At 39.8% G+C, this 12,836-nt stretch carries 10 protein-coding genes; 5 read left to right on the top strand and 5 right to left on the bottom strand.

The window, feature by feature from the left end:
• The first annotated feature begins 984 nt into the window (after positions 1 to 984).
• The 3 genes from add to ABFC98_07830 are packed head-to-tail and all read left to right on the top strand — an operon-like array spanning position 985 to position 3,742.
• Positions 985 to 2,064: an adenosine deaminase gene (gene add, locus ABFC98_07840; GenBank protein ID MEN6445938.1), complete on the top strand. Its 1,080-nt coding sequence runs from the start codon at positions 985 to 987 to the stop codon at positions 2,062 to 2,064.
• Between the two features lie 13 nt (positions 2,065 to 2,077).
• Positions 2,078 to 2,686 carry an SIS domain-containing protein gene (locus ABFC98_07835; protein ID MEN6445937.1) on the top strand — a complete coding sequence of 203 codons (609 nt, stop codon included), beginning with the start codon at positions 2,078 to 2,080 and terminating at the stop codon, positions 2,684 to 2,686.
• 12 nt (positions 2,687 to 2,698) lie between these two features.
• Positions 2,699 to 3,742 carry an endonuclease gene (locus ABFC98_07830; GenBank protein MEN6445936.1) on the top strand — a complete coding sequence of 348 codons (1,044 nt, stop codon included), beginning with the start codon at positions 2,699 to 2,701 and terminating at the stop codon, positions 3,740 to 3,742.
• Positions 3,743 to 3,784: 42 nt separating this feature from the next.
• Here the strand turns inward: ABFC98_07830 and ABFC98_07825 are convergent, their stop codons facing one another.
• The 5 genes from ABFC98_07825 to mtnA form a co-directional block, all read right to left on the bottom strand.
• Positions 3,785 to 6,061: a molybdopterin cofactor-binding domain-containing protein gene (locus ABFC98_07825; protein ID MEN6445935.1), complete on the bottom strand. Its 2,277-nt coding sequence runs from the start codon at positions 6,059 to 6,061 to the stop codon at positions 3,785 to 3,787.
• Entirely contained in the window at positions 6,058 to 7,533 is a 1,476-nt protein-coding gene (locus ABFC98_07820; GenBank protein ID MEN6445934.1) for an FAD binding domain-containing protein, read from the bottom strand. The genes ABFC98_07825 and ABFC98_07820 overlap by 4 nt, the downstream gene beginning before the upstream one ends.
• 90 nt (positions 7,534 to 7,623) lie before the next feature.
• Complete coding sequence (gene smpB, locus ABFC98_07815; protein ID MEN6445933.1) at positions 7,624 to 8,052, bottom strand: SsrA-binding protein SmpB; 429 nt, start codon at positions 8,050 to 8,052, stop codon at positions 7,624 to 7,626.
• Complete coding sequence (locus ABFC98_07810; GenBank protein MEN6445932.1) at positions 8,049 to 9,368, bottom strand: amidohydrolase family protein; 1,320 nt, start codon at positions 9,366 to 9,368, stop codon at positions 8,049 to 8,051. Before ABFC98_07810 ends, smpB begins: the two co-directional genes overlap by 4 nt.
• On the bottom strand, positions 9,365 to 10,399 hold the full coding sequence (mtnA, locus tag ABFC98_07805) for an S-methyl-5-thioribose-1-phosphate isomerase (GenBank protein ID MEN6445931.1): 1,035 nt from the start codon (positions 10,397 to 10,399) through the stop codon (positions 9,365 to 9,367). The genes ABFC98_07810 and mtnA overlap by 4 nt, the downstream gene beginning before the upstream one ends.
• Before the next feature lie 494 nt (positions 10,400 to 10,893).
• Here mtnA and ABFC98_07800 point away from each other — a divergent pair, with 494 nt between their 5' ends.
• Both ABFC98_07800 and ABFC98_07795 read left to right on the top strand, forming a co-directional pair.
• Positions 10,894 to 11,928, top strand: a complete 1,035-nt coding sequence (locus tag ABFC98_07800) for a hypothetical protein (GenBank protein MEN6445930.1) — start codon at positions 10,894 to 10,896, stop codon at positions 11,926 to 11,928.
• 4 nt (positions 11,929 to 11,932) lie between these two features.
• The gene (locus ABFC98_07795) at positions 11,933 to 12,580 is read left to right on the top strand and encodes a helix-hairpin-helix domain-containing protein (GenBank protein ID MEN6445929.1); all 648 of its coding nucleotides are present in this window, start codon (positions 11,933 to 11,935) and stop codon (positions 12,578 to 12,580) included.
• Positions 12,581 to 12,836: the final 256 nt, after the last annotated feature.

Genomic DNA, 12,836 nt, shown 5'->3' with positions numbered 1-12,836 from the left:
CCTAAATCTTCCCCTTAAACCTATCCGCAGAAAAGAACAAAAACGCCAACTTGTGTAGTGCCCACAAATTGGCTAACTCATTATAGGACAGGTAGATAAATTTTGAAATGGTAAAGTTGGGTTAAGGTTCCGTTTGTCTCTGTCGTCCCGCTGGGACTTTTTTTACCGTTTTTTTTCGCCGGGTTAAAACCCGTCGTTAGTATGTATCGTTCCTAACGGAACTTTTTTGGCGCCCTAAGGAGATAGAAAAGAAAATAAAAAGATATTCGTATCTTTCTTTTATCGAGGGGCTTACGCCACCATCGCTATGATTGTGTCGCCCTTTGAGTTAAAATCGGTTTTGCTCGTGATCTGCCATACAATTCAATTCTTTTCCCCCTTTCTTTGAATAAGGTCACTAATAATCTCATAGAAAAGGCCGATTTTGACTTAAAGTCGACTAATTTTAAGTTATAAAATATAATCCTTTTGATCCTAAAATCCTTGTTTCTAAAACTGAATTTGCGTGAAAATATATCTGTGGAATCTGTGAGAGGTATTTTCCTGGAAGAACGAATTCCTCGTCGTTTCTCTGACAGCAGAATTATATAGTTTCCGCGAAAATTTATAATGGTTTGATAGTTTGTTTGTTGTGGTTGACGAGGACGTCAACCCTCCTTTATTTTTACGCCGGGTTAAAACCCGTCGTTAGTATATATCGTTCCTAACGGACCTAAAATTAGAAATCCTCTAAATCCTTAAATCCTTGTTCCTAAAACTGAATCTGTGTGAAAAAACTTCGGTATTTTCGGTGGTATCGGTGGCAAAATATTCTTTTAAAATCCTTGTTTCGAAGTATCAATCACAAAAATCCCTAAAATCCTGTTCATCCCTTACCTATTATTTTTTCCTTAAAGGGCTTACTCCACCGCAGTTTTCATTTCCTACTTGACAGATAGAGAAAAATAGTTATTATGTCTGTTAAAGAAGAAAGAGGAAGAAAAAATGAAAATAAAGATGACAAAAGAATTCATTAAAAAGCTGCCTAAGACGGATTTACATGTGCATTTAGATGGCAGCGTTCGGATTGACACCATAATTGATTTGGCAAAAAAGTATAAGATAAAGCTACCGACTATGGATCCGATTGAACTGCGTAAACTTTTGGTTTGCGGAGAGCAGACGACCAGTTTGGATGATTACTTACGCGCTTTTCCGATCGTGAATCTCGTTTTGCAAAATGAAGAAGGGCTAAAACGCGCGGCTTATGAATTGGCAGAAGATGCGGCAGCAGAAAATGTGCGCTATATGGAAGTGCGCTATTCTCCTATTTTACATACGGATCAGGGATTGAAACTGACGGAAATTTCCCAAGCAGTAATAGACGGCTTAAAAGATGGGGAAAGGGATTTTGGCATTAAGACCGGTGTGATAATTTGCGGCATCAGAAATATGGATCCGACAACTTCTCTAAAACTTGCTGAGCTGGCAGTTGCCTTTAAAAATAAAGGCGTTATTGGTTTTGACCTGGCAGGAGGAGAATATAAACATCCTGCCAAAGACCATAAGGAAGCATTTGATCTGGCTTTGCATAATAACTTAAACATCACTATCCATGCGGGTGAGGCATACGGACCGGAAAGTATTCATCAGGCATTGCATTATTGTGGAACTCATAGAATTGGGCATGGAACGCGTCTGGTGGAAGATGGAGACCTCTTAAATTATGTAAATGACCACCGGATACCTTTGGAAATTTGTTTAACCAGCAATTTGCATACAAAGGCGGTTCCCGATATCCGTAGCCATCCTCTTGATTTTTATATTGATTATGGTTTGCGAGTAACGATCAATACCGATAATAGAATGATCAGCAATACCACAGTGACCGATGAATATATGTTGGCAATTAATGAACTTGGCTTAGATTATCCAACGGTTAAGTATCTTATTTTAAATGGTTTCAAGAGTGCTTTTCTGCCCTATAAAGAAAGAGTTCGGCTAATCAATCAGACCTTGAAAGAAATTGATGAAATTGAAGAGCAGGAACTGAAAACCAAGGTTGAAGTAAAAGAAAGTTTATAAGGAGCGCTTAATCTTGCATAAGATAATAATTGAAACCTTCAAAAGTGCACAGGAACTTATTTCCGAATTGCTAAACAAGGAAACTTTTTTAAGCCAGATTGAAGCCCTGGCAAAACAAATGGCTGCTGTTTTAAGTAAGAAAGGAAAACTGATTGCCTGTGGAAATGGTGGTTCAATGTGTGATGCCATTCATTTTGCCGAAGAGCTTTCAGGCCGTTTTAAACAAGACCGTCAAGCTCTTCCTGCCCTTGCTTTAAGCGATCCTGGCTATTTAAGTTGCGTGGCTAATGATTATGGCTGGGAAAATGTTTTTGCCAGAGGCGTTGAAGCTTATGGCGAAAGCGGGGACTTACTTTTGGGAATTTCTACCAGCGGAAATTCCCGCAATATCATAAATGCAATTGCCGCGGCAGAAAAAAAGAATTGTTTTACCGCTGCTCTGCTGGGAAAAGAAGGTGGCAAACTAAAAGGGCTTTGTGATTATGAAATAATTGTTCCTTCCGATAACACAGCCCGCATTCAAGAAATTCATACAATCGTTATTCATCTGCTAATTGAATTGATTGAAAATGAACTGTTTGCCAGCACGGAAGAAAATCCTAACTCTCAATTATACTGCTAAGATAAGGTTACAATGTTTAAGAATATTACAAAAACTCTGCTCCTCTTACTGCTGTTCAGTATTGCCCTGTCGCTTTATGCTGATTATTATGACAGCGTCATTAACCTAACCGGCGATAATCTCTTTAATGGCTTGCGCAGTTTAATTTCCAATAACACCAATACCAGCTATGATGAATCCAAAGTGGTGCTCTTTCAGACCTTGGATAATTTTGGCGGCTATGTAACCTGTGTTTATACAGGACAGGAATATAATGTTGGCTACAATTATAACGGCAGCAGCAATCCCAACACGGAACATACCTATGCGCAAAGTTGGTTTAATGGAACCGACACGGCTAAAAAGAAATCAGACCTCCATCATTTGTTTATCACCAATTCGGTAGTAAATAGTTCGCGGGGCAATTATCCTTTTGATGTAGTTGCCAATCATAATACTGCTGATGTTTATTACAGTAATACACCCTGGCAAAGTTACCGGGGTAATAATGCTCAAAATAGAATGGTCTTTGAGCCAGCAGATGAATTTAAGGGCGATATTGCCCGCGCTTTGCTTTATTTTTACACGCGTTATAATGGAGAAAGCTTAGTTCAGCAAAATGTGAATATGCTACCTACTCTGCTTATCTGGCATCATTCTGATCCTCCGGATAATGCAGAAATAACTCGTAATACCGGTGTTTATAATTATCAAAATAACCGCAATCCTTATGTGGATCATCCCGAATTTGTTGGTAAAATTTGGGGCGGAGACGCTGTTTCCGATGATGTTAATTTATCAATACCAGAGCTGTATATCAATGCTGTCTATCCCAATCCTTTCGTCTCCGATATAGCTATCACTATTTCTACTAAAAAATCAACGCCGCTAACCACTTCCATCTATAATATGAAGGGACAGCTACTCTATAGAAATACCCAAATGATAACCTCCGGAGATAGTAAAATCCTGTGGAATGGGTTAGATTTGCAAGGTAAAAAGTCCCCAGCCGGCATATACATTATAAATGTGCAAAGCGGCAATAATCAGGCAGTGAAAAAGGTCCTGCATCTATAATAGCGTTATTTGGACTCCTGGCTTACCATTAGCCCCAGAGCTTTATACTTCCAGGCATTGCAAAACAGATTCCGGAGTAGCTGGAAAACTCAGTTCCGCATCCTTTCTTGCTTCTTTTACCGCTGCCTGCAAAGCAAAAAACACAGAAAGCCCATAAATTAAAGGTGGTTCCCCAATCCCTTTGGAGCCAAAAACACTTGCCTCTTTTGTAGCAGAGGGTATCATTTCTATTACCAGTTCTTCTGGCAGATTGCGTATTCCGGGAATTTTGTATGTGGAAGGATTGGCACTTAGATAAACCCCTTTTTCGTTCCATTTCAGGTCTTCCATTGTGCACCAACCAATGCCTTGCATTATGGCACCTTCAATTTGTCCACGGTCTATATCCTCATTCAAAGTTTGTCCGTTTTCGTGCATAACTGTAAGTTTGATGATCTTATGTTCGCCCAAAAGGGTATCCATTTCCACTTCCGCTAAGGCAACTCCCCACACAAAATAGTGAAAAGGATTGCCGTTGCCTTTATCCCTATCAAACCACAAAGCGGGTGTCTTATAATAACCATAAGCTGCCAAGGGAACTCTTTCCGAGTGAGCAAAGCGGACTAATTCTTCAAAATTCACGCAGGCATCGGGATTTTCTTTGTAGAAGACCTTGCCATCTTTAAAAACAATATCTTCGGGAGAAACAGTCAGCTGCTGTTTTTGTTCCAGTAGCTTTACCGCACACTCAGTCAAAGCCATTTTTATTTTTTCAGCAGCAATCCGAGCAGCGTTACCATTTATGTCACTTCCGGTAGAAGCAGCCGTAGGAGACGCATTACCAATTCTTTGGCTGTTACTGCTTTCCACCCTAATTTTATGAACTGGAATTCCTAACACTTTAGCAACCACAATTGCCACTTTAGTAGAAAGTTCCTGTCCCATTTCCACTCCCCCGGTAGAAACGGAAACGCTGCCATCAATATATACCCAAACCAAAGCCGAGCCCTGATTTAGCAAAGTTGTAGTGAAAGAAATGCCAAATTTTACAGGGATGATGCCTATGCCGCGTTTAAAGCGGGTGTTGTTTTTATTGAAAACTGCCACGGCTTGTTTCAGTGCTAAGTAGTTTGTTTTTTCTGCCAAAAAATCGAAAAGATCGGTTAAACGGCAATCAGTTATCTCCTGTCCGTAAGGTGTCTTATCTCCATTTTGATAAGCATTTCGGAGGCGAATTTCCAGCGGGTCTATTTTTAACTGTTCCGCTATTTTTGCTAAGATATTTTCTATTACAAATATCCCCTGAGGAGCTCCAAAACCTCTAAAAGCCGTATTGGGTGGCAGATTTGTTTTACAGGCAAAACCTTTTATTTGGATATTGGGTATATAGTAAGCATTTTCACTATGAAACATCGCTCTTTCCAAAATAGCGATGGATAGATCAGTGTAAGCGCCTCCATTGGCTAAAAGCAATATATCGTAAGCCAGAATTTTGCCCTGTTCATCAAAACCCACTTTCCACAGAGAAGTGAAGGGATGTCTTTTACCGGTTAGGTGCATATCCTCATCACGCGTAAGTTTTACCAGAACCGGTTTTTGTGTTAAAAAAGCTCCTAAAGCAGCCATACAAGCCCAAATTGTAGCTCCGCGTTCTTTTCCCCCAAAGGCACCTCCCAAACGCGGAACTTCTATAATTATATCATTTGCCGGAATCCCTAAAATGCGGGAAGCAATTTCTTGAACTTCCATAGTGCTTTGAGTGGCGGTATGTAAAATTATTCTGCTGCTTTCCATTGGAACTGCAAGACAGCGTTGACATTCCAAATAAAAATGTTCCTGGCCACTGGTTTCCGTTTTCCCCGATAAAGTGAAAGGGGCATTTTTTAAAGCTGTCTCTACATCACCTCTGGCAATTATGCGTTCCGGAATATATCCCTGCTTTTCTTTATATGCCTCTTCGGGATCAAAAATAGCGGGCAATTCCTTATATTTTAGCACTATCTGTTTAACTGCCAGTTCTGCAAGGTATTCATTTTCCGCAAGCACCATCGCTATGGGTTGGCCCACATACATAATTTCCGTCTCAGGGAAGAGGGGCTCGTCTTTTACTACCGTTCCAATTTGATTCTCACCCGTGATGGAATCAGCTGTGATAACTTTTATTACCCCGGTTAATTTTTCCGCTGCAGAAATATCCAAATTAGTAATTTGAGCATGCGCTACCGGTGAAAACAAAAATTTAGCATAAAGTTGACCCTGTAAAGGCGGCTCATCAGCAATAAAATGTGATTTTCCACATAAGTGCAAGGGACCAGAAAGATGAAAAACAGCAGAATTCATTTTTCCTCCTTTTGCAGTTCCTGAAAATAAAGCAAAATATGATTTTGGATTAGTTTCTTACGGTAGAGAGCCGTTCCGCGCACATCCGTTAAGGGCTCAAATTCTTTTTCCACTTCGCTAATAACGGCATCTATATTTATGGTGCTAAGTTTTTTACCAGTCAGTAGTTCTGTAAATTTTTGGCTAAGCATAGGCAGAGCGGAAACCCCTCCCAAAGCTAAAGCGGCATTTATAATAACATCTTCTTTATATTCAACATTAACTGCACTTATTACAGAAGAAATATCCACGCTCTGGCGTTTAGCGGATTTGATTGTTCTAACCAAGTTACTTTTACTGAGCCGAGGAATAATGATTTCTTTTATTATTTCTCCTTTGTTTAGAGCCGTTTCCCGATAACTGACAAAGAAGTCATTTAAAGGCATCTGCCTAATTTCCAAAGCCGATTGTAACCAAAGGGAAGTTCCTAAAACCAATAAAAGAGGAAGTGTATCACCCACGGGAGAAGCATTGGCAATATTTCCACCCAAAGTTCCCAAATTGCGTATTTGCTGAGAAGCAATCTGAGCAAGCAGTTTGTGCAAAACTGGATAATCATTCTTCACAATTCCCGATTCCAACAATTGCGCATAAGTAACTGCAGAGCCAATATGCAATCCCTCTTGGCGAAGATATAAACGGTTTAGTTCCGGTATGTTAGTTATATCTATCAGCACCGGAAAGACCTTGCGGTCAATGTTTTTTTGCACCATTATGTCTGTTCCGCCAGCAATGATATTAGCATCTGGATGTTCAGCATAAAAATCAAATAACTGCTTCAGGTTTTCAGGCCGAAGATAGCAATCAACCTGTTGTGGGATATCTGTTTTAGCAATCAGCATCGCATCTTTTTGTTTAAATTGGAATAAACTTTCTTCCACTTTTCTACACCATTCTGGAACAATTTCCGAAGGGGAAAATTTAGCGCTCAGTTCTTGCGTTGCTTTTAAAATACTATTATAAGTTCCACATCTACATAGGTTTCCTTCCAAAGCAGCCAAAATTGTTTCCTGATCGGGATGCGCATTCATAGCCAAAAGTGCGAACAAACTCATCCCAAAACCGGGGGTACAATATCCACATTGAAGAGAATGATGTTTTAGCAGCGTTTGTTGGATGGGATGTAAATTTTCCGGAGTGCCTAAACTTTCAATCGTAATTAAATGTTTTCCGTGTAATTTGGCTGCGGGATACAGACAGGAATTTATTGCCTTATAAGTAATTATGCCTTCCAAAGGATAGGCAATGACCACTGTGCAAGCACCACAATCACCTTCGTTACAACTGCATTTTGTCCCGAACATTTGTTTTTTTGTGTGCAACCAATCCAAAGTGGAAATTCCGGCAGGGACATCTTCAGTAGTTTGTTTGCCGTTAAGAAAAAAAGTGATCTGGTTTAAATGGGTTTCCTTTTGCAAATTTTGTTCTTTCATATTTTGTCCTTCTCTGGTAGAGGAGTATTATCATTACCGCTGTTTTTTATGCTTACTAAAAACATAGCTGGCAGGAGGTTGACGCTAAATTCAACCTTCCTGGTTTCTTTCCAGGTCTTTTTTCCGCAGGGTATCGCGTTTATCATATTCTTTTTTACCTTTAACGAGGGCAAGAATCACTTTACAGAGCCCTCCTTCGTTGATAAAAAGTTCCAAGGGGATAAGTGTCATACCCTGTTCTTCCACTTTGGAACGCAAGCGTTTTATTTCGTGTTTATGCAGCAGTAATTTTCTTTTTCGTTCCGCTTCATGATTAAAATAAGCGGCTTTTTCCCAAGGGCTTATATGCAAATTATGCAGCCAGCATTCTCCCTCTTCAATTTTGGCATAGCTATCTTTGAAATTCACTTTCCCGGCACGAATGGATTTTATTTCCGTCCCTTTTAAAACAATGCCTGCTTCCAGAGTTTGGACAATATAATAGTCGTGTTGAGCGCGGCGGTTTTTTATGGAATTCATTTTTTTACTGCCTGTAACACAATTTGCCGGTAGTCGCTTGCTTTATTTAAAATCTGCCGTTCATCCACAAAAAGCAGTTCGCGATTGCGCATCACTATTTTTCCTTGAATAATCATATCCCGAATGCTATTATGGTTAATTGCATACACCAAAAGGGAATATGGATTGTAAAGAGGATTGTTTTCCAATTCCTGTAAAGAAACAACAGCCAGATCGGCAAGTTTTCCTATTTCCAGTGAACCGAGTTCTTTTTCTTTTCCCAATGCCTTAGCCGCATTTATTGTCACCATAGCAAAGGCATCTTTAGCTGGCAACAGAGTAGGGTCATTATTTAGTGCCTTATGCAGTTTTGCCGTTACGGACATTTCAGCCAGCAGGTCCAAATTATTGTTACTGGCTACGCCATCCGTTCCTAAACAAAGGTTTATGCCTTTATCCTGATACTTTTTTAGAGGGGCAAAACCAGAGGATAATTTCAAATTGCTTTCCGTGCAGATGGCAATACTGCTATTTCCTTTTTCAGCAAGGAGATCCATTTCTTTTGCGTTAATCCAAACTCCATGGGCAAAAATACCTTGAACATCCAAAAGACCAAGTTTTTGCAGATATTCCACCGGGCTTAATTTATGTTCTTTAAGGCAGTTTTCCACCTCTTCCGCAGTTTCAGATAAATGGGTATGCACAATAAAATCATTCTCACCGGCAACTTTGGCGCAATTTTTTAAGGTCTTTTCACTGCAGGCATAAATGGAATGCGGAGCTAAAGTAAAATCTATCAGCGGATTATCTTTATAGACCTGTTTTAGTTCCATAATTCTTTTTCCGATGGCGTTGGTTTCGCCATTACCTGCTTGTTCATTATCAATCACTGCTTCACCGATAAAAATCCGCAAACCGACTTTAGAACAGGCATCGGCTATGGAATTCAGACAAAAATACATATCGTTGGCAGTGCTGATTCCATTTTTAATCATTTCCGCCGCACTATGCAAAGTAGCGTCATAAACAAATTGCGGGTTAATCAGTTTTGCTTCCAGGGGCCAGATATATTGTTGCAGCCAAACATTTAAGGGTAGGTCGTCCGCCAGACCGCGAAAATAGGTCATTGGCAGATGAGAGTGCATATTTATCAAGCCCGGAATAATTAAACAGTTACTGGCATCTATTTTTTCTTTTGCTTCATAATTTGAACTGCCGCAAGGGAATATTGCCTGAATCTTGCCCTTGTTTATTGCGAGGCAATGATTTTCCAAAATCTGGTTTTGGCTATCCATTGTAATTATGATGCCACCTTCCAAAACGAGATCAAACATCATATTTGCACCTGCCGGGCAGCGTCTTTGGGTTTGAAAATACCTTTGGAAGTGATGATTCCCGTGATAAATCTTGCCGGCGTAATATCAAAAGAAGGGTTTAATGCCGGAGACCCGGGATTGGCAAGATAGGATCCATTAATGCGTTTAACTTCATCTTCGTCTCTAATTTCAATGGGAATATCAGTTCCTTCTTTACAGGATAAATCAAAAGTGCTTAAAGGGGCGGCTACATAAAAAGGCACTTTATGCTCTTTTGCCAAAACCGCTTTTTCGTAAGTGCCTATTTTATTGGCAATGTCGCCATTCAGACAGATTCTATCCGCACCGGTGATTACCAAGTCAATTTCCTTTTTCCAGAAATAAAAACCCGCTGCGCTATCAGTTATTATGGTATGAGGAATGTTTTCTTGTTCCAATTCAAAGGCAGTTAAACGGGCTCCTTGAAAACGGGGACGCGTTTCATCCACATACACAAAAATGTCTTTATTTTGTTGATGAGCCATTCTAATAACCCCCAAAGCAGTTCCCCAATCCACAGTAGCTAAGGCACCAGCATTACAATGAGTTAAAATTCGGGCACCTTTAGGAACTATTTCACTGCCTATTTTACTGATTTGATAGCAATCATCAACGCTTTTTTTGGCAAATTCCCGCGCCGCAAAAACTGCCACTAAGCGCGAATGTTTATAATCCGGAATGAACTTAAGGGCGTGTTCATAAACATAATTTACCCCATTACAAAGGTCTATGGCAGTAGGACGAGTGGAAGTTAATTCATCTCTTGCCGTTCTTAAATAAGCCCGAAATTTTGCATCGGGAGCATTTTGAGCCGCCAAAGCCATTCCATAAGCCCCGGCAGCTCCAATGGCAGGAGCTCCGCGCACTGTCATTTCCCGGATGGCAGAACATATTTCCAGATAATTACTGTATTCCACAATCCGGAATTCCAATGGTAATTTATTCTGGTCTATCATTTTAACCTTGTCATTTTCATACCAAACGGAAAGGTATTGTTGTCCGTTTATCTGCATTTATTCTCCATAACTTAACTATCTTTTTTGTTAAAAAGTATTTTCTCTGGCAAGGGGCTATTTCGTCAATATCTTTCTTAGCATTTTTGCCAGGTAGTAAACTCTCACAGATCTCACGGATTACACAGATACACACTAAGAAGATGAATTACCCTCTAATTGTTGCTTTTGATATGTCGGTTTGTTTTTTCTTCCTTAGATAGCTACGCTGGAGATACGGTGGCAATGCTCGGGAAAATCCCAAGAAGCGCCACTACATCACTACCATAGATGGGTAGGCAAGAATGAGGTGAATTCACACGCATTGGGGTGTGGCAAAAGCAAAATGGCAATGTAAGTAGGATTAGCAAAAATCACTTTGATGTAGTCAATTCCCTTTTCTGCGGTTGGGATGATTTGGCAACGAGCATTTACTTGACAAAATTTATCAACTGCAGGATAAGGTAAGGAGAAATTTATGCTACTTAAAAAAGTTCAAAAAAGGGAGCTGATAGATGTTTGCAAAACGCATTTTGTTGATGCTGACTCTGCTGTGTATCTGTCTGACAATTCAGGGCAGAAATTTTGAGGAATTTAGGCAGGAACTGCTAACCGCTCCCGATTGGCAAACTGCCAAAACCAAACTGATTACCTATTTGCCGACTACCACAAATGTAGAAGAATTGCGCGAATTGCAAAGTATCTGGCAAAGCGTTGAGCCCGATGCTTGTAGAGAATATTTTATAGAGTTGCAGAAAAAAAATCCCAATATGCCTGTTTATACTTATCTGGCTTTGCGTTTAGAGCCAGATGAAACATTGCAAATGAATGCCGCAGAAGAACTTTGCCGTAAATATCCTGATTTTTACTGGGGCTATCGCCTCTTTCTGGTGGACTATATGGCTTGGTTATTAAATGCGGAGTTGGAACTTACCGACCCTCTCCAAAATCAGGAATCCACTTTAAAAACAATAGATGAGGGCTATAAACGCTTTTTAGAGGATGATTATTTTCACATTTTTCAATTTCACCGCCACCGCATCCAGAAAAATTATGCTTTAGCTGAAGCGGAATTAACCCAGATTAAAGACCGTAATTTATTAACCGCCAATTGGATGCGGATAAAATATTTTCTGGTGCAAAATAAAAATGCCACACTATATAAAACGCTGATGCCCAATCTGCTTTCCGACCTGATTAAAAATGGTCAGCTTGCTTCTGCCGATAGTATTTACAGCTTTGCCGAGGGTTATGTGGAAATTTTACAGGAAACGGAAAATAAGATGGAATTGGAACAATACTTGGTTCAAAATCCTGTTTTACTGAAGTCCTATCCCTATTTTGATGTATATGCCGGCATTTTGGCAAATAAAAAGGAATGGGAAACGCTGGAAAGGCATCTGCTAAGTGCTTTTGACAGGGGAACCATCACTCCTGAGCAATTGCAGAACTATTTAACAAACTGGGAAGATGAGCTCTCTAAATGCCCAAATTGGATTACTTTACAAGCAAAAGCCGAAATGAACAATAAATTACCGGAGCAGAAATAATAAAATGAAAGTAAAAAACCCTCTGCGTAATTTTTTAACTCCCAATGAACAAAAAATGCTGCTGTTTTTGGCGGTGGCAATTCTGGGTGGGTGCTTTCTGGATTTCTTTTTTGGAAAACCACTTCTGGCATCTTCCACCGATTTGGATTCTCTAAAACAAGCAGTTAAGATAGATAAACCCCTCTGCCTGGACATTAGAATCGCTACAAAAGAAGAAATTATCTGCCTGCCCGGCATTGGAGAAAAAAGAGCGGAAGATATCATTGCCTATAGGGAAACACATCCCTTCACATCGGTGAATGAAATTATGAAAGTAAAAGGCATTGGAGCAAAGACATATAAGAATATTTTGCCCGATTTGCTCGTCTTTGGAGATAGCACAAATTATAAACTTGTTAACACCCAAACTGATAGCCCTAAACAAGCAAAAAGTGCCAAAACGAAAATTGAGAATAACTCTATCGTCAATTTGAATACGGCAACACTGGAAGAACTCTGCTCTCTAAACGGCATTGGGGAAGTGAAAGCCAAGGCAATAATGGAATGGAGAGAAGAAAATGGCAAATTTACAAGCATTGAAGATATTACAAAAGTGAAAGGAATCGGAGCGAAGACATTGGAGAAAAACAGGGAACGATTGACGGTGAATTAGTGCCGGAGTTCAAAGTGCAGGAGTTCAAAGTGCGGGAGTGCTTAGTTTTTTAGTTAGCTGCGGTGGCTGATTAAGTCCTGTTTACCTTATAAATTAAAAATCCGTGAAATCTGTGTAATCTGTGAGAGGTATTTAAAGTTCAAAGTGCAGGAGTTCAAAGTTCAAAGTGCAGGAGTTCAAAGTTCAAAGTGCAGGAGTGCTTAGTTTTTTAGTTAGCTGCGGTGTCTTATGAAATCCTGTTTATCTCATACTTAAA

The sequence above is a fragment of the Candidatus Cloacimonas sp. genome (assembly GCA_039680785.1).
Taxonomy (GTDB): domain Bacteria; phylum Cloacimonadota; class Cloacimonadia; order Cloacimonadales; family Cloacimonadaceae; genus Cloacimonas.
The sequence above is the reverse complement of the archived record's forward strand: the minus strand, read 5'-3'. Positions and strand labels throughout refer to the sequence as shown.